Consider the following 23,705-nt stretch of genomic DNA (forward strand, 5'->3'; position numbering starts at 1 on the left):
TATCACGTCGAAAAACGCAGGATTACTTGCTCTCTGCGTTCTCAGAAACTGTAATCGGGTCTGAGGATTGAAGCCGCTGTGGCACAGAGCCTGTGTCGATGGAGCGCCGGAAATTCTTACGACGCGGGGCGGTCGGCGTGACCCTCGGGACCGTCGGCTGTCTCGGCATGGGTGGCGAGGTCGTCGTGACAGTCTCCCGTGACGTGTCCGTCCAGCCCGGGACCGGCTGGATCCGGGAGATTCCGGACGTGTCCGACCCCGGCGGCTCGATCTCGTATATCTCCCGGTCACAGGCTCCCTTCGACGTGTACTTTTTCACCAGCGAGAAACAGATGCGCCAGTACGACGCCTACACCAGCGGCGAGGACCCCGAGACCAAGCCGACCGGCGACCGCGACATCGGGCGCACGGCCACGGAAACTACAGGCGGCGAGTACAAGGCCAGTACGGAAAACGACGGCGGCCGCCAATCCATCGACGCGACCGGGCCGTACTACTTCGTCCTCGATCACTCCGATTACCCGGCCGCTGGCGGTGCCTGGCCGAGCGATATGCCGGAGCGCCGGACGATCTACCTGGATCTGACCGTCACGGAAAAACGGTTCGGGTTCTAGAAGACGCCGAGCCCTTCGATCACCGCGTACAGCACGTCCCCGTAGGTCAGCCCCAGCACGAGCCCGAGGAACATCGGGACGAGGAAGGGGATGCCGGGCGTGATCCACACCTCGTCGTCGCTGGTCAGTACTGTGAGCCCTTCCCGCAACTGTTCGGGCGTCGTCCCGTACGCGCTTCCCTCGATCTCCTCGAAGAACTGCTCTGCCCCCCAGGGATCGGCAATCTCCGTCTCCTCGGCTGGGTCCTCGTCGTCGGCGTCGACGGACGGATCATCGGCCGCGGCGTCGTCCTCCGGAGTCGGCCGGCCGCCGTCGGTCACCGTGATCGCGCCGTCGCCGGGTGGATTCGTCTCCGCCGGGATGGTCGCCGGGTCGCGGAACGCGTCGGGATCGGCCCGTAGCTCCGCGAAGCTCGCGCCCCGCCAGGACAGATACATCCGGAGCGCGTCCAGGTCGAGCCCACGCCGGGTGAAGCCGTCGGGCGTCTGGAGCAGGCGGCCGTACTCCTCGGTGACCCGCTCGGTGGCGACCGGGCGGCCGATCACCATCGCCTTGGCGACGTGGCCGCCGGCCGCGTTGCGCAACGTGAGCGCGACCGGGTAGAAGAGGCCGACGACGACGGTGTTCGAGAGGACCGACATCGCGAACACGCCCAGCGTCGGGACGACGACCGGGAGCGCGAAGTCGGGAAACAGGTACGTCGGGAAAGTCGGAAAGAGCACGGCGAGCGTGATCAGCGCCTTGGCGTCGGCCCCGCCGAAGCCACCGATCCACCAGAAGCCGTAGGCGAGTGGCACCACGAACCCGATGCTGATCATCACCCGCAGGAAGTACGCTCGCTGGTTGACGTATCCTACCGTCGCGCCCGTCCAGACCTGCCAGACCTCGACGGCGAGCGCGAGCAGCGCGACCCCGAGCAACGGAAGCCACGCCTGGTTGGGGACCCGTCGGGTCTTGATGTCCCGCCACGCGGCCCACCCCAGCGCCGGCACCGCCACCAGCCGGAGCAGATCCGGGATCGACGCCGTCACGATATCGGTCGCTACCACACCCGGGGCCAGCCACGGCTAGACAATAGCGTTTGCGAACGGCTCGAAACGGAGAAGGGGCCGCGTTAGATGACGCGGTTCTGCAGGTAGTCGAGGTGTTTCGCGTTGTAGACGATCCGGACCTCGTCGGCGTCGGGGCTGCCGATGCAGGTCAGACGGACGTTCTTGTCTTCGACCTCCTCGTCGCTGAGGATCTGCTGCATATCCATGTCGATCTCGCCTTCGACCACGATGGCGGCGCAGTTTGCACACGCGCCGGCGCGACAGGAGAAAGGCCAGTCGTAGCCCTGGGACTCGGCCGATTCGAGGATGTACTCGCCCTCGTTGACCTCGAGCGTGCCGTAGTCCTCGTCGTCGAGGTCGGCCTCGGCGGCCTTGTCGAACGTCTCGCTGTCGTACATGTCCCAACCGTGATCGTCCAGTACTTCGTAATTAAGGTACTCTACCGTGGGCATCAACTCTGTCGTTCGGCCCCCTGACTGTTAGACTTTGCTGTTTTCGGGTTCCCCCGATGAACAATTATGCCGAATGTTTCCGGCCAGCCGGTCAAAAGATGGGCACGAACCGGAAGAGCAGGTACGACGCGACCGTCGCGATGGCCGGGACGATGTTCTGGAGCAAGATTACTCGCGCCGTCGTCGCCGGCTCGAACAGGTCCGAGGCTCTCGGCAGGTCCTCGGGTTCTTCCTCGCCGATGGCTTTCCGGTCGCCGCTCTCGGGCGTGCCGCCCTCCCCGCCGACCGTCGGCGCGTCCTCTGCCTCGGCCGCCAGTGCACCCGGTGAGACCGCGGGCTGATCGCCCCCGCCCCGGACCGCGTCGCCGATGGTCGCCGTCCGGGTCGCCCGCCCCCAGCCGAGGCCGACGATGCTCATCGTCGCGATGATGACGAAACTGGCCGGCACGCCGAATGCCGACAGCATCGTCACCAGCGTGGAACTGACGACGGCGACGACCAGCGCCGCCAGGATCGGCAGATCCGTCAGGTCGTTGCCCACCGTGTCCATCGTCCGCCGGGCGATGGTGAACGCACCCAGCCCGATGGCCGCCCCACCCAGCAAGACGCCGTCGTAGAGCCCGAGCGAGCCGCTCCCGACCAGCGGTGCGACCGCGTTGGCGACGTTCGAGGCCCCCGCCGAGAACGCCATGTAACAGCCGATACCGACGACGGACAGCGTCCCCACGAACTCCCGACGAGTCGTCCCCGGCCCCAGCGTGGGCCACGGGACCGTTCCCGACCGATCCAGCACGAGTAGCGAGCCCTCCGACTGGGAGATGGCGAACGACTCGACCAGCCGCGGGTAGAAGTACCGCCCGATGACGCCACAGACCCAGAACGCGAGCACCGGCGCGAACAGCCACCAGGAGACGATCTCGCCCATCTCCGCCCAGTTGAGGGTGCTCTGGGCCAGTCCGAGCCCCGCGATCGCGCCGACCGCCGTCATCGATGTGGAGGCCGGCACGCCCACGACATTCGAGAGAAAGAGTGCGAACCCGATGAAAAACAGAACGGCGATGGAGGTCGACAGCGTGAACGCGCTCTCGGGGACGATCTGTCCGCCGAGTGTCTCGACCACCTCCGTCCCGACGGTGACCCCGCCCAGCAGCGCGAATACCGTCATCAGCCCTGCAGCCCCGATCTTCGAGACCGTTCCCGCGCCGACGGCGGGGCCGAACGCCACGCCCGTCGAGGATCCACCGATGTTGAATCCGACGAATACGGCCACCAGAAGTCCGAGCGCGAGGAGGGCCGATACCATGTGCGCTCCTGCGAGTGCCGCAGATTAAACGATGGCGCTTTCGACGATACCCGCCGCCGTCGGTGGAACCCGTCCATCGGCCGCCTGCGACCGACACCCTTTCCGCAGTCGCCCGCGGAGTCGGGTATATGTTTCCCGAGTTCGAGGTCGTCCCCGCCGTAGATATGCAGGACGGCCAGGTCGTCCAGCTCGTCGGCGGCGAGCGCGGCACCGGCACGGAGTACGGCGACCCCGTCGAGGCCGCCCGCCGCTGGGTCGACGCGGGCGCACGCACCCTCCACCTCGTCGACCTCGACGGCGCGTTCGAGGGCGAGCGCGAGAACGCCTCCGCCGTCGACGCCATCCTCGACGACGTAGACGTCGACGTGCAACTGGGCGGCGGCATCCGTACCGTCGCCGACGCCACCGACCTGCTGGACCGTGGCGTCGACCGCGTCATCCTCGGCACCGCGGCCGTCGAGACCCCCGAGATCGTCGAAGGGATCAGCGACGAACACCCCGGGAGCGTCACGGTGAGTCTGGACGCGAAGGACGGCGAGGTCGTCGTCTCGGGCTGGACCGAGGGCACCGGCCTCGACCCGGCCGAGGCCGCGACCCGGTACGAGGATCTCGGCGCGGGTGCGATCCTGTTCACCGACGTGGACGTGGAAGGGCAACTCGAGGGGGTCCGCACCGACCCCGTCCGGCGGGTCGTCGAGGCCGTCGACATCCCCGTGATCGCCAGCGGCGGCGTCGCGACGCTAGAGGACGTTCGCGACCTGCAGGCGGCCGGCGCGAGCGCCGTCGTGGTCGGGAGCGCCCTCTACGAGGGGCAGTTCACGCTGGAAGACGCGATGGCGGCCGGTGAGTAGTCAGGCCTGCGTGCCGCCGGTGACCCGCCCCGCCGCGGTGACGCCGCCGCTCGTCAACTCCCCGAGGGGCTCGGTGAGGCTGTATGCGGGCGTCTCGACGGTGATCTCGGTACTGTCGGTGACGCCCGAGAAGTGCAAGACGAGTTCGTAGTCACCGTCCGATCCGATCGGGTTGGCTTCCTCCTGGCTTCCGTCGACCGTCCGCGCCCAGGCGTACTCGCCGGCGTGTGCGGGGTCGGCAGTCCCCTCGATCACGTGGCCGTAGGGCTGATACTCGACGTTCTCGCCGGCCATCGGGTAGTCCAGCTGGTGCCACTCCCAGAACCCCTCGTCGATGGCGTACACTTCCTCGTAGCCGTTCTGATACAGCTGGGCCGCTCGCATCGACGAGAGGTGGTGTGGACAGCCACAGTAGGTCACGATCCGGTCGCCCTCGGGCCAGGCCGTCGCGGGGTCGTCCTGGCGGCCGCTCGCCGGGCTGAGGACCGCGCCGGTGACGTGTGAAGTCGCGTACTGTCGCTCGCCGCGGGCGTCCGCGAACCGCGCCTCGCGCCGGCGGTACCAGTCGTAGGCCACGTCGATGGGCACCAGCGGCACCTCGATCCCCTGCTCGTAGGCGATGGTCTCGAACGACGACGTGTCCGCGTTCGGCGGCGGTGGCGTCTCGTCGATCACCGACGGATCGGGATATCCGTCCGCCGCGGCCGAGATCGACTCCGGCGTCCCGCTGTCGGTCCCAGCACTTCCGGTTGCGCTGTCGCTCGGCGTCCCGTCCGACGATCCCCCCATACAACCCGTCAGTCCGGCGGCGGCCCCCACCGCCCACAGAAATCGACGGCGATCCATGTCAGTACGCCAGCACCGACGGGGCAAAACGATAACGCCTGCCGCGCTCGCCGATCAGGTCCGCCCCTGCCGACCGCCGGGGCGGTCGACGCGGCCACCGGGGCCGGAAAACCGCGGGACAGCGAGCAGGTACGCGCCCACCGCCAGCAGGACGACGGCGACGGGCAGCGTCGGGCCACTCCCGACGAACAACAGTCCTGTCGCCGCCACGAGCACGCCGAGCGCGTCGCGCTTGTGCATACTCGTGTGGTGAACAGTCACACGCACAAATAGCTCAGTCAGACGGCCGTCATCGGCGCGTCAGCGCTGCCGGCCGCGGCTCACGGCCCGAAACCACCTTATGCCCGGCCCGTCTCCCTCGACGTATGAGCGACCGGACGGCGGCGGTGACCCGTGAGACCGCCGAAACCGAGATCGAGGTGACCCTCGACGTGGACGGCGACGGTGATGCGACGGTCGACACCGGCATCGGCTTCTTCGACCATATGCTGGAAGCCCTCGCCAAACACGGTCTGTTCGATCTCACCGTCGACTGCGACGGCGACCTGGAGATCGACGACCACCACACCGTCGAGGACGTGGCGATCACCCTTGGCCAGGCCTTCGAGGAAGCGCTAGGGGACAAGCGCGGCATCCGCCGCTACGCCGACCGGAAGGTCCCGCTGGACGAGGCCGTCGCCGAGGTCGTCGTCGACGTGTCGGGCCGCCCCTTCTTCGAGTTCGACGGCGCGTTCGCACAGGCACAGGTCGGCGAGTTCACCAGCCACATGGGCCAGCACTTCCTGCGCTCGCTCGCGACGAACGCCGGGTTGACCCTGCACGCCTCGGTCACCGGCGAGAACGCCCACCATCAGGTCGAGGCGCTGTTCAAAGCGCTGGCGCGGGCGCTGGACGATGCGACCCGCATCGACGAGCGCCGCAGCGACACGCCGAGTACGAAAGGCGAACTCTAGACTGACTCCAGCAGCGCGTCCAGCAGGACCGACTCGGCACGTCGGAGCAGTTCGTTCGCGGTACTGGGCGCACAGCCCAGTTCGTCGGCGACCGCCTCGAAGGAGGTGGCTCTCGGTGTCTCGTAGTACCCCAGTTCGTGTGCGACCAGCACCGCCTCGCGCTGGCGGTCGGTCAGCCGGCCGAGATAGCCCGGTTCGTCCGGCGTGTACTCGCCGGTCCACTCGATTTCGACGGCGATCCGGTCGGTCACCTCGGCGAAGGCGGCCTGGAGCGCCGCCTCCGTGCCCGCCACCGTGACCCGGACGCCCCGGTCTGTGTACCGGAAGGGTGGGTCCAGTATGAGGGCGTGGGACTCGGCGATGGCGAGCAACTCGCTCAGCGTCTCGCGCTCGCTGACGTGGACGAACGCGAACAGCTGTCCGTCACCCCCGTCGATTACGTCGTAGTCGTACACGTCCGCGCGGTCGCGGAACACCGCGTCGAGCGCCGCGGCGTCGTCGCCGGCCAGCCGGTACAGGAGCGCGTAGGTCCCGTCGCTGTGCCACTCCAGGGCCACGAGCGCCTCCCGCTGGACGCCGTCGACGCCCGCGATGGCCGCGTCGACGCCCGGGAACGCCTGCCCCTCGGGGAGGACCTGTCCTTCGACGGCGCGCATCACGTTTGCCTCACGGTGGCGGGGCTGAAGGTTCTGTCTCCCGGCTCAGTACTCGAACTCGGTGTCGATGGCCGCGGCTTCTTCGGTCATCACGACGGCCGCGTCGCTGTACTGGAGGGTCCGCTGCATATCGCCGTCCAGCTCGAACTCGCCGCTCATCAGCCCGTCGATGGCTCCCAGGTTCTCCCGGAGCAGTTCCTTCCAGGTGCCGTACTCGCCACGGAAGGCAAAGCCCCAGTCGACGCCGTCGGGGTCGTCGGTCCGGAACGCGTCGGTACAGACGCCGTCTTCCAGCCCGACGAAGAAGTACAGGTCCTCGCCGTCGTAGGTGTCGTCGGGCCGGATGTGAAAGAGGAAGTCGCCGTTGAAATCGACGCCCCAGCCCGCGCCGACCTCGCTGTACTCCGCCGAGCCGTTCAGTCGTTCGCCCCACGCCTCGATCCACTCGTCAGCGTCACTCGGCAGTGTGAGTGCCATACTCGCTGATTTAGCGCCCCGCCCGTAGCGATTGCCGCGAATCGAGCCGTATATTTATAACGGGCCAGCCATCCCCGCCGCGCCGGTCACCGGCGCGACCGACCCGTCCAGCCGGAACTCGTCGAGGACCCCCATCACTCGCCCTCCAGCAGGTCCCGATCCAGTTCGATACCCAGGCCCGGTCCCTTCGGCGGCGTGACAGTGCCGTCCGTGGCGGTGAACTCGCCGTGGATCGGTGCCGCCCACGCCTCGGGCGTCCACGGCGGGTCGTGGGGGAACTCACACCAGTCGGCCCCGATCGCCGCCATCACGTGCAGGTTCGCGGCGAAGCCGATGGCGTTGGTCCAGGTGTGTGGGACGAACCGAACACCTCGATTCCGGGCGGCCCCGGCGACCTCGACGGCCCGCTTGATCCCGGTCACCAGCGCCGCGTCGGGCTGGAGGACGTCCACGGCGTCGCGGTCGAGGAACTCGTACAGCTCCTGGGGCCCGCCGTTGAACTCCCCGCCGGCGATGGGAACCGCGGCGGCGTCGCGCAGGCGCGCGTACCCGTCGTAGTCGTGGCGGGGCAGGGGCTCCTCGAACCACGCGATCCCGCCGATGTCGGCCAACTCGCGGGCGACCGCCTCGGCCTCGGCCACCGACCACTGGGTCTCGTCTTCCATCACCCGGACCGCCCACCCCTTGTTCGCGTCGACCATCAGCGTGAGGTCGGGGAACGCCTCCCGGACCGCCCGCACCACGTCGAGGTCGGCCCGCTCGGCGATCCGGAGCTTGACGGCCTCGAACCCCTCGTCGACGCGGTCCTCGACGTACCCGATGCGTTCCTCTGCCGGCTGGACCTCACCGGTGCTGGCGTAGGCCCGGATCGGGTCGTCGCACCCGCCGAGCAACTCGTAGACGGGCTTGCCGGCGTCCTTGCCGATGATATCCCACAGCGCGAGTTCGAGGTGCCACGGCCGCGGCCCGATCAGATCGACCGTCTCCAGTTTGCGCATGATGCCCTCGACGTCGTGTGGGTCCTCGCCCTGCAGGAACAGCGAGAGCGGTGTCGCGTAGTCGAGGCCGCCGGCGAAACTCGGGCTCGCGGTGACGCCCGTGATGCCGGCGTCGGTCTCGATCTCGAACACTTCGGCCTCGTGGCTCCCCTGTGGGTAGCCCGGGATCCAGTTCGGTCGGAAACTGTCCGCCAGCTGGTGGCTGACGTGGTGTTGCGTGACTCCGGTTATCTGCATCTCGTTGCCCAGTCGTCGCCCTCCCTGGTAGCAGTTCTCACGAATCGAGACGGGTGTTTATAAGACAGAGGTCTCGGGCCCCGACAGCTGACCGATGCCAAGACATACTACGGTCGGCGGTCGTGTTGGGGAGTATGTTCGCGGAGATCATGGAGAAATTCGAGGGCAGCCCCTCCCAGCAGGCGGTGATTCGACTCCTCCTCGAACGGGGCTTCTCGGTCAACGACGACGGCCGGGTCGTCTCGGGCGGCATCGAGATTCCCAACACCGGCATCGCCCGGGAGATCGACGTGGATCGGCGGGTCGTGGACTCGACGACCGACGCCATCCTCGACGACGAACAGCTGCGGCGCATCTTCCAGAACATTTCCCAGATCCCCAGCCTGATGGACCTGGCCCCGGTGCTTGACCTGCACGTCCTGACCGTCGACGTGTACGACACCGAACAGCCCGGCATCGTCGCCGAGATCGCCGGCATGATCGCCGAGGAGGGCATCTCGATGCGCCAGACCGTCTCCGAAGATCCCGAGTTCGCTGTCGACCCCAAACTCTACATCGTGACCGAGGAGGCCCTGCCCGGCGACCTCCTCAACGAGATCCGCGACCGCGACTACGTGCGCAAGATCGAGTTACAGTGAGTCGACGGGTCCCTGCGGGGCCGGGCTGCCACAAATAATTTTGAGGATCCTCCTGAAAGACGATGACATGGCCCCGTCGCCGGACGCCGAGGCGTTGCTCGACCTCGCACAGGACAAGATCGTCGTCCTCGATGCGGCGGGGTGGTTCGAGTACGCCAACGCGGCGGTCGAGCGGCTCCTCGGGTACGCGCCGGACGAGCTGGTCGGCACCTGCGTGTTCGACTACGTTCACCCCGCGGACACGGCGGCGGTCAGGGAGTGTTTCGATCGGGTCGTCGAGGCGGACGACGAACTGGTCGAACAGGCCACCTACCGGTTCCAGCACGCGGACGACTCGTGGGTGTGGCTGGAGAGTCGCGTCTCGAACGCCCGGCGGCCGGAGATCGACGGTTACGTCGTCACCTCGCGTGACGTGACCGAGCGCAAGCGACTGGCCGACAGACGGCGCGAGTCCGAGCGCCGTCTCCGCCAGCTCAGCGAGAACACGAGCGACGCCCTCTGGATGTACACCAGCGACTGGGAGGAACTGCTGTTCATCAACTCCGCCTACGAGGACATCTGGGGGATGTCACCCGACGAACTCCGGGCCGACCCGACGAAGTTCATGGCGGCCGTCCATCCCGAGGACCGGGAGGCGGTCAGACACGAGATGGAACGGCTCTCGGCCGGCGAGCCGGCCGAACTGGAGTGTCGGGTCAACGCCGACCGGGACTACCAGCGGTGGGTGTGGATCCAGGCGACGCCCGTGACCGTCGACGGCGAGGTCACCCGGATCGTCGGGTTCACCCGCGACATCACCGACCGGCGGCGACGGACCCGGCAGATGCAGGTCCTCGACAGACAGTTGCGCCACAACCTCCGCAACGACATGAACGTCATCATGGGCCGGACGGAGGCCGCACGCGAGGCCGACGCCGACGTGGACGCGCACCTCGACACCATCGAGCGCACGGCCGGACGGATCGTCGACGCCGCCGAAAAACAGCGCGCGATCATCGACGTCCTCGAAGCGGGCGCGGTCCACGAGCCGGTCGCGTTCGCCGCGGCCGTCCGGAAGACCGTCGAGCACGTTGCCGACGCCCACCCGGCCGCCACGGTCGAGTACGACCTGCCCGCGTCGGTCACGGTGTCGGCGGTTCCACAGATCGTCGGGGGCGTCCGCGAACTCGTCGAGAACGCCATCGAACACACGACGCATCCGTCCCCGACGGTGACTGTCACGCTCACCGCCGACGAGGACGTCGCCGAACTCTCGGTGGCCGACGAGGCCCCGCCTATCCCCGAACGCGAGTACGCCAGCCTGACCGAGGACTACGAGGACGACGCCTTGCTCCACAGCAGCGGCCTCGGGCTCTGGCTCGCGTACTGGACTGTCGACCTCTCGGACGGCCGGCTCACCTTCGAGACCGACGACGACGGCAACGTCGTGACGATGCACCTCCCCCGCCACGCCGGGTAGCCGGCGCGACCGCGAGGCGGTCAGCGCAACCGGACGTACGGCGGGACTTCGAGCGGTTCGACGACGCGCGTGTGGCCGGGCGTCCCGGCGGGCGATTTGGGCACCGAGAGGTACTGGAGTTCGTCGTTCCCTCGCCAGGTGCGTATCACCTGATCCGCGACCCCCGAGAAGAAGGCGGTGAGCCGGTCGCCGGCCACCGCGCGGTCGCCGGTCAACACCAGCGTGAGGTCGTACTCGCCGTTCATCAGGTTGCCGTCGGCCCAGTAGTAGAGTTGCCGGGACTCGTTTTCCGTGACGAGGTGGGCCATCGCCGAGTGTTCGATGATCGCCACGGCCTCCTCCACCCGACCACCCAGTGCCGCGACCAGCGTCCGGAACGCCTCCTGGATACTGCCCTCCTCCTCCTGCAGGACGACGTTGTCGGTGTCGAGACCGGCGACGGCCGGCTCGTTCGGGCTCCGACTGATGGGATCGATCAGGTACAGCAGGTTCCGGTCCATCAGTTCCGTGACCGGCGCGACCGCGTCGGAGAGCAGGCCGTCCACGCGGTTGACCAGCGTGCCGGGCGCCGTCACCAGCACGACCGGCGCGTCCTGCTCGACGGCGCGGGCGACCAGTGCGGCGGTAAAGGGCCAGTGATCGGCCGTCCCGTCGTGTTCGAAGAGGGTGGTGCCGTTGCGGACGAAGCCGCCGGTGAGGTCGTCCAGCGTCGGGATGCCGGTCCGGAACGGGTCCTCGTGGGTCGCCCACTCCCTGGCGGTGACCGTGACGCCGTCGTCGTCGTGGGCGAGTGCGTGCCGGCGGGTGTCGTGGTCCCGGCTCCGGAGTTTCTCGACCCGGCAGAACGGTCGGGCGTCGCCCTCGATCTCCTCGCGCCAGCAGTCGACGACACCGTGGGCCAGGCGAGCGACCGATCCCGGTTCGTCGTCCGTGGCGGTCAACACCGCCGTCGTCGCGTGGTCGTCGAGCCGTTCGAGCAGGTGAAAGCGGCCGTGGCGGCCGCGCTCGCGGTCGGGTGCGAGCTCGACCAGTCCGCCAGCCCCGTCGACCACCAATCGGTCCCACTCGTCGCCCGAGAGGCGCTCGATCAGCGAGCCGAAGGGGATCGTGTCGGCACCGTCGGCGGTGACGAAGCGGACGCCGCCGCCGCTGGTGTCGCGGTGGACGGCCGCCAGCGAGACGCTCTCGGCCGGGTCCAGCGACGACCGGACCACCCCCAGGGGCTCGTCGGTGGTCACGTACAGGCAGTCCTCGCCCTCGCGGGCACCCGCGTCGAGAAACTGCATCGCCAGCCGGCTCTTCCCTACGCCCGACGGGCCACGGAACAACAGCGTCCGACCCTCGGGCACGCCCCCACCGAGCATCTCGTCGAGCATCGCATCCCCGGTCGACCGTGACATACCCCCAACAGTGTACCGAACCGACAAATAAGGTCGGCACGGCTCGGCCCCGAAAACGACGGCGGAAGCGGTTTGGGCCCCGCCCCGCTATCCCCGCCCGTGACCGACCGCTACCGGACCCTCGCCGGCCGCGGGCAGGCCGCCTTCGAGAGCAAGGGCTCGGAGTTTATCGGCCACGCCGCGCCCGCGACCAGCGTCGAGGCCGCCGAGGCCTTCGTCGCGGAGATCCGTGAGACGTACGCCGACGCGACCCACAACGTCCCGGCCTACCGCGTCCGGACCGACCCGCTCACCGAGTGGGCCTCCGACGCCGACGAACCCTCCGGCTCGGCCGGCAAACCCGCGCTGAACGTCCTGCAGGGCGAGGACCTGGAGAACGTCGTCGCCGTCGTCACCCGCTACTACGGCGGGACGAAACTCGGCGTGGGCGGCCTGGCCCGCGCCTACTCAGAGGGGGTCAAGGTCGCCGTCGAGGACGCCGGAATCACCGAGCGCCGCCCCCACGAGTCGTTCTCGATCACCGTCGAATACGACGACTCCGGCACCGTCCGGGGGATTCTCGAATCCGAGGGCGTCGAGTTCGACGCCGACTACGAGGCCGACGTGACCTTCGACGTTCGCGTCCCGGTCGCCGACGCCGCCGCCCTCCGGGACCGGATCCGGAGTGCGACCAGCGGCCGTGCCGTCATCGAGAACGTATAAACGACCCAACCTGTGTTCGGATGCAAGTTACAGTTCGACTGCAGTCTTGTGGTTTTCCAGGTGAAACGGGGGGGTTTCGACGTGCGTCGACATTCCCCACACTGACGAGTCAGGTCGTGCGGAACGCGCGGTCGCCGGCGTCGCCCAGCCCGGGGACGATGAAGCCGTCGTCGTCGAGGTGGTCGTCGATGCTGACGGTCAGCAGGTCGACCTCGGGGAACTGCTCGGCGACGCGGGTGACGCCGGCGGGGGCGCTGACCGCCGAGAGGACGAACAGGTTGTCGGGGTCGCCAGCGGCCGTGACCCGTTCCAGCACGGCGGTCATGGTCGAGCCCGTCGCCAGCATCGGATCCGCGACGATCACCGTGTCGGCCTCGGTGATCTCGGGCATCTTCTCGTAGTCCACGTCGATGGGGAACTGGCCGTCCTCGTCCATCCCGGCGCTCTCGTCGCGGCCGGCGCTGATGACCCCCTGTTTCGCGTGCGGGAAGGCTTTCAGGAGTCCCTCGACGAAGGGTGTGGCCGCCCGGAGGACGTTGACGATCACCACGTCGTCGAGGCCGGTGACGCGCTCGCCCATCGTGTCGGTCAGGGGTGTCTCGATCTCGACGTACTCCGTACTCATCGCGCCGTCGATGATCTCGTAGCCACAGATCCGTCCGAGCTTCACGAGTCCCTTCCGGAAGGCGACCTGTTCGGTCTCGACGCTGCGCAGATCCGAGAGCGTGTGCTTGGCGAGCGCGTGCGTCACGAGATACGCGTCGCCGCGTCGTTCGATTGCCATACTGGCGGTGTCAGCCCCGACAGCATAAAATCGGACTGATCGCGGCCGCTGTGTCGCCGGCCAGCCGCCGTCAGTGCTCGACGCCCATCTCGGAAAGTAGCGTCACCGCGGCCGCGTGCGAGGACGGCGGGCCGCGTGCGGTCACGAGGTCGCCGTCGACGACGACCGCGGTGTCGTCGTCGAGCTTGGGGTCGAAGTTCCCGCCCGCTGTGCGCACTTCGTCCTCGACCCAGTAGGGGAGTTTTCGCCCGTCGGGCATATTGTCGTTCTCGTCGACGATTCCCTCCTCCCAGGCGTTGGGGAAGCCGGTCACGTCGCGACCCTCGACCAGGAACTCGCCGTCGGAATCGCGGGTGAACGCCATGATGCCGGCGGCGTGACAGACGACCAGCGCCTTGCTGTCGCCCTCTTCGACGGCCGTCCGGAGCGCGGCCCGGGCGTGGCGGTCCTGGTTCACGTCCCACGCGGTGCCGTGGCCGCCGGGGAACACGACCGCGTCGAAATCGGCGGGGTCGACCTGTGCCAGCGGCGTCGGGTCGGCGAGTCGCTCGTCGGACTCGGCCACCTCGCGGACGTGCTCGGCGGTCGCCTCGCCGACCTCCTCGGGGTCGATCGAGCGTTCGTCGATCACCGGCTCGCTGCCGCTCGGGGTGGCGACTGTGATGTCGACCCCGGCGTCGGTGAGCGTGGTGAGCGGCTCGATACATTCCTCGCCCCAGTAGCCCTCTTCGCTGACGACGAACAGTGCGGATGGCATGGAACCCAGTATAGCAGTTTCGGACGGAAAAGTTCGTTTTCCGCTCCGTTGACGACTGCCGAGGATGGGGGAAAAGGTATATCCCGCCGTGCCTTACCTGTGGGAAACCGATGGAAGAGAGTGTCTCGGGGTTCAAACAGCGCGGTCGCTGGGTCGACGTGGTGGAACACGGCGAACGGCTCATGCGCGCGCTGACGGACCTCGCGGAAGACCCCGATGTCGACGCCGTCGACGAGGATGCACTGGCGGAGTTCGACGACTGGCGACCCAAGACCGACGAACGCCTCGACGAGGACGTCAACGAGAAGACCGCCGAACAGGCGAGCGTCGGCGAGGGCGAGGGCGAAAAGGCCGGCAAGGACCCGGACGAAGACCTCCAGAAAGCCGGCGAGAAACTCACCGAGTCCTACGAGAAACTCGACGAGGAACCCGACGAGGCCGTCAACAAGTGGGGCGAGTCGATCGACTACGTGGCCCGCGCGGCCGACTCCGCGGGTCGGAAGGCCCTGCGGGCCGTCGAAGGAGCCGTCTACAAGAACGTGATGACCCAGATCGCGCCCTACTACTTCGACAACGAACTCGTCTCCGCCAACCTCCAGCGGTCGGGTCGCGGCGAGGCGCCCGAGTACGTCTTCGAGGTCAACGTCAACGACGACGACCTGAAGATCCGGGTGTCGAACAAACTCGCCGACTACGAGTCTTCGGTCGACCGCTGGCACGTCGACACGCCCAAAGACACCGACACCGTCGCCGCCGCCGAAGGCGTCGACCCGCCCGAACCCAGCGACGACCTCGTCGCCGAGTCCAACGAGCCCGCCCCCGACGACGGGGAGTGAGCTCCCGGAGCGCGACGCCGCCGGGGCGCTCCTTCCGATCCGGGCAATATTTTTTCCGATGACGAAAACGAAGGCCGCGGATCGCAACCAATAGCTTTGTATTCGCGGAACGCGGATGTCTGTCTGGAGACCACCCTATGACAGAGGATACGCCATTCCCGACGCAGAACAGGTCACCAAAGGACTGGTGGCCGGAGATGCTCGATCTCGCGCCGCTCGACCAGAACGCGCGTGACTCGGGGCCGTACGACGACGATTTCGATTACGCCGAGGCCTTCGAGGAACTCGATTTCGAGCAGGTGAAAGCAGACCTCGAGGAGGTCATGACCTCCTCTCAGGACTGGTGGCCGGCCGACTACGGCCACTACGGACCGCTTTTCATCCGGATGGCGTGGCACGCCGCCGGCACGTACCGCACCACCGACGGTCGCGGTGGGGCCTCCGGCGGCACCCAGCGGCTCCCCCCGCTGGATAGCTGGCCGGACAACGCCAACCTCGACAAGGCCCGCCGCCTGCTCTGGCCGGTCAAACAGAAGTACGGCAAGAACCTCTCGTGGGCGGACCTGATCGTCCTCGCGGGCAACGTCGCCCTGGAGTCGATGGGCTTCGAGACGTTCGGCTTCGCCGGCGGCCGCGAAGACGAGTTCGAACCCGACGCGGGTGCCGACTGGGGGCCCGAAAACGAGATGGAGTCCTGGGACCGCTTCGACGAGGACGACGACCTCCTCGGCCAGCTCGGCGCCACCGTGATGGGGCTGATCTACGTCAATCCCGAGGGCCCCGAGGGTGAACCCGACCCCGAGTGGTCGGCCCAGCGTATCCGCCAGTCGTTCAGCCGCATGGCCATGAACGACCGGGAGACGGCCGCTCTCATCGCCGGCGGCCACACGTTCGGGAAGGTCCACGGTGCCGACGACCCCGACGAACACGTCGGTCCCGAGCCCGCCGCCGCGCCCATCGAGGACATGGGCCTGGGCTGGGAGAGCGACTACGGCTCCGGGATGGGCGACGACACCATCACCAGCGGTATCGAAGGCCCCTGGAACTCCACCCCCACGATGTGGGACACCTCCTATCTCGACAACCTCCTGAACCACGAGTGGGAAGCTCACCAGGGCCCCGGCGGTGCCTGGCAGTGGCGGCCCGTCGACGCGGACGAGATCGAAGACGCGCCGACCGCGCAGGACCCCGAGGGCGAGCAGACGCCGATGATGCTGACGACCGACGTGGCGCTGAAAAAAGACGACGACTACCGCGAGATCATCGAGGAGTTCCAGAACGACCCCCGGGCCTTCCTCGAGGCCTTCTCGAAGGCGTGGTACAAGCTGATCCACCGCGACATGGGGCCGCCCGAGCGGTTCCTCGGCCCCGAAGTGCCCGAGGAGACCATGATCTGGCAGGACCCCCTGCCCGACCGTGACTTCGAGCCCGTCGGCGAGGACGCCGCCGCACAGCTCAAAGACGAGATCCTCGACTCGGACCTGACGACCCAGCAGCTGGTCAAGACCGCCTGGGCCGCCGCCTCGACCTTCCGCGTCAGCGACAAGCGCGGCGGTGCCAACGGCGCGCGCATCCGGCTGGAACCCCAGCGCAGCTGGGAGGTCAACGAGCCCGACCAGCTCGAGACGGTCCTCTCGACCTACGAGGAGATCAAGGCCGAATTCAACGAGTCCCGTTCGGACGGGACGGCCGTCTCGCTGGCCGACCTGATCGTGCTGGGTGGCAACGCCGCCATCGAAGAGGCCGCGAGCGAGGCCGGGTACGATGTCGACGTGCCCTTCGAGCCGGGGCGCGTCGACGCCGAGGAAGAGCGGACCGACGAGGAGTCCTTCGAGGCGCTCAAGCAACCGGCCGACGGCTTCCGCAACTACGTCGGCGAGGCGTTCGCCGAGTTCGACCGCAAGCCCGAGGAACACCTGGTCGACCAGGCCGACCTGCTCGACCTCTCGGTCGAGGAGATGACCGTGCTGGTCGGCGGCCTGCGGACGCTCGGTGCGACCCACGGCGACGACCGTGGCGTCCTCACCGACGACACCGAAACCCTCGACAACGACTTCTTCGTGAACCTGCTCGACATGGGCTACGAGTGGGAGGAAGCCGGCGAAGACGGAGCCACGACGGTCTACGAGGGCTACGACCGCGACACCGGCGAGGTCGCGTGGGAGGCGACCCGCTTCGACCTCATCTTCGGGTCGAACTCCCGGCTCCGGACCATCGCCGAGGTCTACGCGTCCGAGGACGGCGAAGAGGAGTTCGTCGAGGACTTCGTCGATGCCTGGCACACGGTCATGACGCTGGACCGCTTCGATCTGGAGTAACGGGCTCGACCCTGCACCGACCGCTTTTTCCGCCGCGACTCCGACCCGAGCGGCGGCGCTCCTCGCTCCTGGACGCGGGCAGTCGTCACGCGATCAGTTGCCCCCGCGGGCCACTCAACCGACGCCCGAACTACTGCGGGGAACGACCCCCGCACCAGGATCACCAGTCGCGTTCGATCGAGAAGCCGCCACAGTCCGGGCAGACCTGTCGCCGGGCCTCGTACTGTGAGCCACAGCGTCGACACTCGTACTCCCCGTTCCGTCCGGTGAACCGCCGCAGTCGTTTCAGTACCACTGCCCCCACCTATCATCCACTGTTTACGCCATCACGTATAATTATTCGGCAACTACCGCGCAAAAAACGATAGTTAACACCGCGCTGGCCGCCGGATGGCGGCAGGTTATTACGCTTGCCGGCAGTAGCCGTGTATCGAATGGTTGCTGGAGGCACGCTCGCGACGTTTCTGGTCGCTGGAGCGGCGAGTCTGTTCATGGCGTGGGCCATCGGCGCGGGCTCGTCGGGGTCGACGCCGTTCGCCCCGGCGGTCGGTGCCAACGCCATCTCGGTCATGCGCGCCGGCTTCATCGTCGGACTGCTCGGTCTGGGGGGGGCCGTCCTCCAGGGCGCGAACGTCACCGAGGCAGTCGGTCGGGAACTCATCCTGAACGTCGCGATCACGCCGCCCGCGGCCGTCGTCGCGCTCATCACCGCGGCGGTGCTGGTCGCCATCGGCGTGTTCGCCGGCTACCCCATCGCCACCGCCTTCACCGTCACCGGCGCGGTCGTCGGCGTCGGGCTGGCGCTGGGCGGCGACCCCGCCTGGGCCAAGTACACCGAGATCGTCGCGCTGTGGGTCGCCGTCCCCTTCGTCGGCGGTGGTATCGCCTACGGCACCGCCAAGACGCTCCGGGACGAGCGCGTCCCCGAGTCCATCGCCGTCCCTCTGCTGGCCGGCGTCGTCGGCGCGATCCTCGCGAACGTCCGGTTCGTCGTCCTCGGCCCGGCCGGCGAGGCCGCCTCGCTCACCGACGTCGCCGCCACGTCCCTCTCCGAGTTCCCGTCGCTCGTCGTCTACGCTGGCGTCACCCTCGCGGCTGCGACACTCGTCGCCGTCGTCCTCTGGTGGGACCTCCGCGGGAACCCCGCGGCCGGCCAGCGCCACTTCCTGCTCGCGCTGGGCGGCCTGGTCGCGTTCTCGGCCGGTGGCAGTCAGGTGGGCCTGGCGCTCGGTCCCCTCCTGCCCCTGCTCGACCCGTTCGAGATCCCGCTCGTCGCGGTCCTGCTGGGCGGCGGGTTCGGCCTCCTGCTCGGTTCCTGGACCGGCGCACCGAGGATGATAAAGGCCCTCGCACAGGACTACTCGGCGCTGGGGCCGCGCCGCTCCATCGCCGCGCTCATCCCCTCCTTCGCCATCGCACAGACCGCCGTCTTCTTCGGCATCCCCGTCTCGTTCAACGAGATCATCGTCAGCGCCATCATCGGCAGCGGCTTCGCCGCCGGCGGCAGCGGAGTCAGCGGGAAGAAGATGGGCTACACCGTGCTGGCCTGGATCGGCTCGCTCGTTCTCGCCTTTACCCTGGGCTATGGCGTGTTCACCGCCGTCGACCTACTGCTGGCCTGACCGTTCCCGCCGGCTATCGGCCGAGCGTCCCCTCACACCCGCTCGATGGACTCGTCGTCGAGGCGGCGAAACTCGTCGCGAAACGTTGCCGTCACTTTCGGCGTCGTTCGGTTCAGCAGGAACGGGATCTGTGTAGCGGTTTGTGCGTTTTCTTCGGTCCACCGCTGGCGGAGACAGCTTCTTTGACCGGCAGTCCCAACAAGCGACCGTGATTCCCTACTGCGACACGCCGGGTCAGTCCGTCGCGGCCGCCATCGTCGGGGGAGTGGTCGGGACTGCCCTCGCGCTGGCGGCTGGCCTCGACCTCGCTGCCAGCGTGGTTCTGGCGGGCCTGCTGGGCGGCATCGCGGACCTGACCGCCCACGTCGTCCGCGGCGACGACCAGTTCCGAGCTGCCATCGCGCAGTTGCGTGGCTAGCCCTCTTCGACGGGAAGTCCGGCTTCACGGAACGCTGCGCTCGCCCGCTCGAACGCCTCATCGCCGTAGTCGAGCCACAGCGACGGCATCATGACGTGCCGCTTCTTGCGCTTTCCGTCTCGGTCGTAGTGGACCACGAACCGCGGGCGGGTGAACCCCTTCGACCCCTTCGTGGCCGTGACGCGAACCACGTCGCCGAGGGGAATCGCCTCGTCGCTCGTGAACCCGCGGAGGTAGTTACTGGTGCGAGCGATCACGACCACGAGGGCCACGCCGCCGAGAATCAGCCAGAGATTCTGGTACTCACCCGAGAGGACCAGCGAGAGCGGCGTCCCGACCGCGACCAGCATGGCGACGACGTACGCCCAGAACAGGAGCCGGTTCCCCTCGCGGAGCCGACGGGCGTACCCACGGAAACTCGACTCGAGACGCAGGGTCTCCCCATCGAGGTGGCACCGACCGCGCTTCGTCCGGAAGGAGGGCATATCGAGACGTTGTGGCAACGAATCAAAATAAGCTGTGCTGGTCACACCGCAGGGCACTTCGGTCGCCCCCTCACTCGCCGCGCTCATTCCCGCCTTCGCCATCGCTCAGACCGCCGTCTTCTTCGGCATCCCCGTCTCGTTCAACGAGATCGCCGTCTCGGCGGTCGTGTGACGGCAGTGGCGCTCTCGGTGTCCCGTCAGTGAGCTAGCTCCTGGGACTCCGTCACGTCGTCGCCCCCGACGGTCGCGGCCTGCAGAGTGACCGTGACGGTCGTCCCGCGGTCGGTCACCGCGAAATCGAGGTCGCCGTCGGATTTCGTCACGATCCAGTTGACCAGCCAGAGGCCCGCCCCGTTGCTGTGTTCGAGGGCGGTCTCAGTGAGCCGGTCGAGGACGCTGATCTCGTGTTCGGGGATGCCCGGCCCGTCGTCGGTGACGGTGAGCTCGACCGTCTCGCCGGTTCGTGCCACCGCGATCTCGACGTTCGGCGTCCCCTCGTTGTGGACGATGGCGTTCTCGACGAGATTCCCCACGGCCACCTCGAGATCCTCGTGGGCGCTGACCCAGGCTTCGGCCGGGCCGCTCGTCTCGATCGACGCCGACGGGTACTGCTCGCGCATCTCCGCCGCGATGCCGTCGACGAGCGTCCGGCCCTCGACGGTCAGCAGGTGGCTATCGGCCTCGATGATGCGCATGATGCGGCGGGCCTTCTCGCTCGTCTCGATGAGTTCGTCGCTCCGGTCGCGGATCGTCTCGGCGAACTCGGTCAGCTGGCCGTCGCCTCGCCGGGCGATCTCCTCGGCGTTTCCCCTGATGACCGTGAGCTCGTTCCGGAGGTTGTGCCGCACGATGCGGTTGTAGACCTGCCTGTGGCGGTCGAGCTCCTGTTCGCGGCGCTTCAGCGCGCTCACGTCCCGCAGCACGATCACCGTCCCGGTTCGTTGCCCTCGCTCGACGATGGGCGTCGTCGTCGCCGAGAAGTGCCTGACGGTCCCCTCGTCGAGGATCTGCACGTCCGTCGTCCGCTCCTCGCAATCGCGGTAGTGTTCGAGGAGCCTTGGATAGTCGGCGAACACGGCCGAGACCGGCTTCCGGATGGGATCCGTGGCCAGCAGGGACCGGGCGGCGGGGTTCGCATCGACGATTCGCCCCTCGACGTCGGCCGTCAGCACCGCGTCCGGCATCGTCTCGACGGCCGTCTGCCGGCCGACGGGCACCAGTTCGAACAGGTCGTGACGGAACAGCGCCAGCCCCCAGACGGCGCTCCCAACCAGGAACCCAACCGGCGTGATGTCGACGTACGGCGCGAACGGCCACGGCCCGACGTTCTTGAGGAAGAAATCGAACGTGCCGAGCGTGCCGACGAGCCACCCCAGAAACAGCAACGTCACTTGCCGCCGGTGGAACCCGCTCGAACCGGGCAGTTCGCGGAACAACACCACCGCGGCACCGATACTCAGCGACAGGACGTAGACGACGTGGATCGGATACCACGGCCCGAGTCCGAACTGGCGAAAGCCCGCCGCCGTCACGACCGTCCCGCTCGTGTACACCAGGTGGTGCCAGGGACTGGTCACGGCGAGTGCGACCGTACAGGCGGGGATCACGAGCGCCGCCGCGACCGGCTTCGACCACAGTCCGATCCGGCGCCGGCGGACGAACTCCGCGACCAGCAACGCCCAGCCGAGGATCGTCACGTTCACAGCCGTGAGTTGCCCGACGACCGAGACGAACTGGACGCCCGGGTCGCCGACCAGCGCGCGAAGGCCGCTCGCCAGCGACCAGCAGCCGATGCCGACGACCGCCACGACGAATCCCCGCACCCCCGGCTTGCTCCTGTGCTTGCTCGCGCCGGCGATCAGTGCGAACGCCGGAATCGCGACGCTCGCGAGCCCCACGCCGACCACGTCCGCAGCCCCAACCATCGTGTCCCGATAGGTATCTCTCTACTGATGAGTGCTGGGTGGATATCGAGCGCGGAAACGGGCGTCACTCGGGCTGGGTTTCGGGTTGGGGTTCGTCGTCCGTCTCGTCGACGTCCGGTTCGCCGGGCTGGTGCTTGCGAGTGACCAGCGCTTTCATGATCCGGGTGTTCTCGACCTGCTCGACGCGGATCTCGACGCCGTCGTACTCGATCTCCTCACCCTCCTCGACGAGGCGGCCGGCGAGGTTGAAGATGAAACCGGCGATGGTCTCGAACTCCTCGCCCTCCGGGATGTCGATGTCGAGGGCTTCGTTGACCTCCTCGATGTTGACCTCGCCTTTGACGATGGCGCTGTCGTCGTCGACGAACTCGATGGGTTCCTCCTCCTCGCCTTCGAGGATCTCGCCGACGATCTCCTCGGTGAGGTCCTCCATCGTCACGATCCCCTCGGTCGTCCCAAACTCGTCGATGACGACGACCATGTGGAGGCGCTCGTCGCGCATCTCGGCCAGCAGGTCGTCGACGTTTTTCGACTCGGGGACGTGCAGGGTCGGCTCGATCAGGTCTTCCAGTTCGAGGTCCCCGTCTGCCGCGCCCCCGTAGTTGCGATCCCGGACCAGATCGCGGATGTGGACGACGCCGATGACGTTGTCGAGGCTCCCCTCGTAGACCGGGAGGCGGGCGTGACCCGACTGGACACACTGCTCCATCGCCTCCTCGACGGTGGCGTCTTTCGAGATGGCGTCGACGTCCAGCCGCGGCGTCATGACCTCCTTGGCGATGGTGTTGTTGAACCGGAGCGTGCGCTGGAGCATCTCCCGCTCTTCCTCGTCCAGCACGCCCTCGCGCTCGCCGGTCTCGATCATGTCGCGGATCTCCTGGCGGGTGACGTACGAGGTCTCGATAGCGGTCTGGCCGCCAGTGACGCGGTTGACCTGCTGGGTGAGGAAGTCGAAGACGACGATCAGCGGCCACAGCACGCGCTCGGCGGCCTTCAGCGGGCGGGAGATCCGTAGCGCCCACGACTCGGTGTTCTCGACGGCGTACGACTTCGGTGCGCTCTCACCGAACAGCAAGACGAGCGCCGTGATCCCGAACGTCGAGACGACGACGACGAGTGCCTGGTTGTCGACGTACAGTGCCAGCAACCCGGTCGTGATCGAGGTCATCGCGATGTTGACCAGGTTGTTCCCGACCAGGATCGTCACGAGCAAGCGGTGGGGGTCGGCCTTGAGGTCCCTGAGTGTCTTCGCGCTGGGGACGCCGTCCTCGACGAGCGCGTCCACGCGGTGGGCCGCCAGCGAGAACATGGCGATCTCCGACGAGGAGAAAAACGCCGACAGCACGAGCAGGAGGAAGACGACGACGATCCCACCGATGGGGACGAGGCTGTCGGGCAGCGGTACGCCAAGTACCTGCGTCGTGAGCGGTCTCGTCGGTGCGAACAGCGGCGCGACGGCCGAGGTTGCGCCCATTACCCGCTGACTTTGCCGTCGGCGGGATTAAGACTTGTCATCGCCGTAATGCGCGCCATCCCTCGATTACGTCGCTATCGACTCCCGATTCCGGACGGTCCGCCGAGCGTCCGTGCAGTCGCGGCGCGAACCCCCGAAGGGCTTACCCGGGCCTCGTCCCAATGAGCCACCGATGAGCAACCCGGAGATCACACTCTACCGGCTCCAGGCGTGTCCGTTCTGTGAACGCGTCGTCCGCAAACTGGAGGCCTACGACCTCGACTACCGGTCGCGGTTCGTCGAACCGATGCACTCCGACCGGGACGTTGTCAAACGCATCTCGGGCAAGCGAACCGTCCCCGCCATGGTCGACGAGGCAACCGGGGTCACGATGTCCGAAAGCGCCAACATCGTCGACTACCTCGACCGTACCTACGGCGACGCCGACGAGACCGGAGGTGCCGCCTGA

The 23,705-nt window shown here is 67.8% G+C and carries 27 protein-coding genes; 12 read left to right on the forward strand and 15 right to left on the reverse strand.

Features of this window, described 5'->3' with window-relative positions:
- The first annotated feature begins 98 nt into the window (after positions 1 to 98).
- Entirely contained in the window at positions 99 to 614 is a 516-nt protein-coding gene (locus BMX17_RS05525; protein WP_092658486.1) for a hypothetical protein, read from the forward strand.
- Here the strand turns inward: BMX17_RS05525 and BMX17_RS05530 are convergent.
- The 3 genes from BMX17_RS05530 to BMX17_RS05540 form a co-directional block, all read right to left on the reverse strand.
- Positions 611 to 1,663 (reverse strand): prepilin peptidase, encoded by a 1,053-nt coding sequence (locus BMX17_RS05530; protein WP_394327894.1) that lies wholly within the window; start codon positions 1,661 to 1,663, stop codon positions 611 to 613. The genes BMX17_RS05525 and BMX17_RS05530 overlap by 4 nt on opposite strands.
- A 65-nt stretch (positions 1,664 to 1,728) precedes the next feature.
- The gene (gene fer / locus BMX17_RS05535) at positions 1,729 to 2,118 is read right to left on the reverse strand and encodes a ferredoxin Fer (RefSeq protein WP_092658487.1); all 390 of its coding nucleotides are present in this window, start codon (positions 2,116 to 2,118) and stop codon (positions 1,729 to 1,731) included.
- Positions 2,119 to 2,209: 91 nt separating this feature from the next.
- Positions 2,210 to 3,421, reverse strand: coding sequence for an inorganic phosphate transporter (locus BMX17_RS05540; protein WP_092658488.1), 1,212 nt, complete (start codon positions 3,419 to 3,421; stop codon positions 2,210 to 2,212).
- A gap of 128 nt (positions 3,422 to 3,549) precedes the next feature.
- Here BMX17_RS05540 and hisA point away from each other — a divergent pair, with 128 nt between their 5' ends.
- Complete coding sequence (gene hisA / locus BMX17_RS05545; protein ID WP_092658489.1) at positions 3,550 to 4,272, forward strand: 1-(5-phosphoribosyl)-5-[(5-phosphoribosylamino)methylideneamino]imidazole-4-carboxamide isomerase; 723 nt, start codon at positions 3,550 to 3,552, stop codon at positions 4,270 to 4,272.
- On the opposite strand, the gene BMX17_RS05550 is transcribed toward hisA, so the two are convergent.
- Both BMX17_RS05550 and BMX17_RS05555 read right to left on the reverse strand, forming a co-directional pair.
- Positions 4,273 to 5,118, reverse strand: coding sequence for a rhodanese-like domain-containing protein (locus BMX17_RS05550; protein WP_092658490.1), 846 nt, complete (start codon positions 5,116 to 5,118; stop codon positions 4,273 to 4,275).
- Positions 5,119 to 5,172: 54 nt separating this feature from the next.
- On the reverse strand, positions 5,173 to 5,358 hold the full coding sequence (locus BMX17_RS05555) for a hypothetical protein (protein WP_092658491.1): 186 nt from the start codon (positions 5,356 to 5,358) through the stop codon (positions 5,173 to 5,175).
- Between the two features lie 125 nt (positions 5,359 to 5,483).
- On the opposite strand from BMX17_RS05555, the gene hisB reads away from it, so the two are divergent.
- Positions 5,484 to 6,071, forward strand: a complete 588-nt coding sequence (hisB, locus tag BMX17_RS05560) for an imidazoleglycerol-phosphate dehydratase HisB (RefSeq protein ID WP_092658492.1) — start codon at positions 5,484 to 5,486, stop codon at positions 6,069 to 6,071.
- Here the strand turns inward: hisB and BMX17_RS05565 are convergent.
- The 3 genes from BMX17_RS05565 to BMX17_RS05575 form a co-directional block, all read right to left on the reverse strand.
- Positions 6,068 to 6,727 carry a helix-turn-helix domain-containing protein gene (locus tag BMX17_RS05565; RefSeq protein WP_092658493.1) on the reverse strand — a complete coding sequence of 220 codons (660 nt, stop codon included), beginning with the start codon at positions 6,725 to 6,727 and terminating at the stop codon, positions 6,068 to 6,070. The genes hisB and BMX17_RS05565 overlap by 4 nt on opposite strands.
- 45 nt (positions 6,728 to 6,772) lie before the next feature.
- Positions 6,773 to 7,204 (reverse strand): SCP2 sterol-binding domain-containing protein, encoded by a 432-nt coding sequence (locus BMX17_RS05570; RefSeq protein ID WP_092658494.1) that lies wholly within the window; start codon positions 7,202 to 7,204, stop codon positions 6,773 to 6,775.
- Positions 7,205 to 7,338: 134 nt separating this feature from the next.
- The gene (locus tag BMX17_RS05575) at positions 7,339 to 8,439 is read right to left on the reverse strand and encodes a mandelate racemase/muconate lactonizing enzyme family protein (protein WP_092658495.1); all 1,101 of its coding nucleotides are present in this window, start codon (positions 8,437 to 8,439) and stop codon (positions 7,339 to 7,341) included.
- Positions 8,440 to 8,573: 134 nt separating this feature from the next.
- Between BMX17_RS05575 and BMX17_RS05580 the strand changes: the two genes are divergently transcribed.
- Positions 8,574 to 9,077 (forward strand): TrpY family transcription regulator, encoded by a 504-nt coding sequence (locus BMX17_RS05580; RefSeq protein WP_092658496.1) that lies wholly within the window; start codon positions 8,574 to 8,576, stop codon positions 9,075 to 9,077.
- A gap of 67 nt (positions 9,078 to 9,144) precedes the next feature.
- Complete coding sequence (locus BMX17_RS05585) at positions 9,145 to 10,536, forward strand: PAS domain-containing sensor histidine kinase (RefSeq protein ID WP_092658497.1); 1,392 nt, start codon at positions 9,145 to 9,147, stop codon at positions 10,534 to 10,536.
- Positions 10,537 to 10,556: 20 nt separating this feature from the next.
- Here the strand turns inward: BMX17_RS05585 and BMX17_RS05590 are convergent, their stop codons facing one another.
- Positions 10,557 to 11,936 (reverse strand): RAD55 family ATPase, encoded by a 1,380-nt coding sequence (locus BMX17_RS05590; RefSeq protein ID WP_092658498.1) that lies wholly within the window; start codon positions 11,934 to 11,936, stop codon positions 10,557 to 10,559.
- A gap of 99 nt (positions 11,937 to 12,035) precedes the next feature.
- Here BMX17_RS05590 and BMX17_RS05595 point away from each other — a divergent pair, with 99 nt between their 5' ends.
- Positions 12,036 to 12,638 carry an IMPACT family protein gene (locus tag BMX17_RS05595; RefSeq protein WP_092658499.1) on the forward strand — a complete coding sequence of 201 codons (603 nt, stop codon included), beginning with the start codon at positions 12,036 to 12,038 and terminating at the stop codon, positions 12,636 to 12,638.
- 109 nt (positions 12,639 to 12,747) lie between these two features.
- On the opposite strand, the gene upp is transcribed toward BMX17_RS05595, so the two are convergent.
- Together upp and BMX17_RS05605 are read right to left on the reverse strand one after the other, a co-directional pair.
- Positions 12,748 to 13,422 (reverse strand): uracil phosphoribosyltransferase, encoded by a 675-nt coding sequence (gene upp / locus BMX17_RS05600; RefSeq protein WP_092658500.1) that lies wholly within the window; start codon positions 13,420 to 13,422, stop codon positions 12,748 to 12,750.
- A gap of 70 nt (positions 13,423 to 13,492) precedes the next feature.
- Positions 13,493 to 14,179, reverse strand: a complete 687-nt coding sequence (locus tag BMX17_RS05605) for a type 1 glutamine amidotransferase domain-containing protein (protein WP_092658501.1) — start codon at positions 14,177 to 14,179, stop codon at positions 13,493 to 13,495.
- 110 nt (positions 14,180 to 14,289) lie between these two features.
- Between BMX17_RS05605 and BMX17_RS05610 the strand changes: the two genes are divergently transcribed.
- Together BMX17_RS05610 and katG are read left to right on the forward strand one after the other, a co-directional pair.
- Positions 14,290 to 15,015: a DUF5828 family protein gene (locus tag BMX17_RS05610; RefSeq protein ID WP_092658502.1), complete on the forward strand. Its 726-nt coding sequence runs from the start codon at positions 14,290 to 14,292 to the stop codon at positions 15,013 to 15,015.
- A gap of 137 nt (positions 15,016 to 15,152) precedes the next feature.
- Complete coding sequence (gene katG / locus BMX17_RS05615; RefSeq protein ID WP_092658503.1) at positions 15,153 to 17,333, forward strand: catalase/peroxidase HPI; 2,181 nt, start codon at positions 15,153 to 15,155, stop codon at positions 17,331 to 17,333.
- A 160-nt stretch (positions 17,334 to 17,493) separates the two neighbouring features.
- Here katG and BMX17_RS27255 read toward each other — a convergent pair whose 3' ends face one another.
- Positions 17,494 to 17,628 carry a hypothetical protein gene (locus tag BMX17_RS27255; protein WP_280141361.1) on the reverse strand — a complete coding sequence of 45 codons (135 nt, stop codon included), beginning with the start codon at positions 17,626 to 17,628 and terminating at the stop codon, positions 17,494 to 17,496.
- 139 nt (positions 17,629 to 17,767) lie between these two features.
- Between BMX17_RS27255 and BMX17_RS05620 the strand changes: the two genes are divergently transcribed.
- Together BMX17_RS05620 and BMX17_RS05625 are read left to right on the forward strand one after the other, a co-directional pair.
- Entirely contained in the window at positions 17,768 to 18,955 is a 1,188-nt protein-coding gene (locus tag BMX17_RS05620; RefSeq protein ID WP_092658504.1) for an inorganic phosphate transporter, read from the forward strand.
- Between the two features lie 208 nt (positions 18,956 to 19,163).
- A complete protein-coding gene (locus BMX17_RS05625) occupies positions 19,164 to 19,373 on the forward strand; it encodes a hypothetical protein (RefSeq protein ID WP_092658505.1) in 210 nt (69 codons plus the stop codon).
- On the opposite strand, the gene BMX17_RS05630 is transcribed toward BMX17_RS05625, so the two are convergent.
- Positions 19,370 to 19,858, reverse strand: a complete 489-nt coding sequence (locus BMX17_RS05630) for a hypothetical protein (RefSeq protein ID WP_092658506.1) — start codon at positions 19,856 to 19,858, stop codon at positions 19,370 to 19,372. The genes BMX17_RS05625 and BMX17_RS05630 overlap by 4 nt on opposite strands.
- Positions 19,859 to 19,892: 34 nt before the next feature.
- Here BMX17_RS05630 and BMX17_RS25940 point away from each other — a divergent pair, with 34 nt between their 5' ends.
- On the forward strand, positions 19,893 to 20,030 hold the full coding sequence (locus BMX17_RS25940; RefSeq protein ID WP_170845334.1) for a hypothetical protein: 138 nt from the start codon (positions 19,893 to 19,895) through the stop codon (positions 20,028 to 20,030).
- A gap of 25 nt (positions 20,031 to 20,055) precedes the next feature.
- On the opposite strand, the gene BMX17_RS05635 is transcribed toward BMX17_RS25940, so the two are convergent.
- Positions 20,056 to 21,783, reverse strand: coding sequence for a histidine kinase N-terminal 7TM domain-containing protein (locus BMX17_RS05635; protein ID WP_092658507.1), 1,728 nt, complete (start codon positions 21,781 to 21,783; stop codon positions 20,056 to 20,058).
- Between the two features lie 64 nt (positions 21,784 to 21,847).
- Positions 21,848 to 23,257, reverse strand: a complete 1,410-nt coding sequence (locus BMX17_RS05640; RefSeq protein ID WP_092658508.1) for a hemolysin family protein — start codon at positions 23,255 to 23,257, stop codon at positions 21,848 to 21,850.
- A 172-nt stretch (positions 23,258 to 23,429) separates the two neighbouring features.
- On the opposite strand from BMX17_RS05640, the gene BMX17_RS05645 reads away from it, so the two are divergent.
- Complete coding sequence (locus tag BMX17_RS05645; RefSeq protein WP_092658509.1) at positions 23,430 to 23,705, forward strand: glutathione S-transferase N-terminal domain-containing protein; 276 nt, start codon at positions 23,430 to 23,432, stop codon at positions 23,703 to 23,705.

The organism is Halorientalis persicus (assembly GCF_900110215.1).
In the GTDB taxonomy this organism is placed as follows: Archaea; Halobacteriota; Halobacteria; order Halobacteriales; family Haloarculaceae; genus Halorientalis; species Halorientalis persica.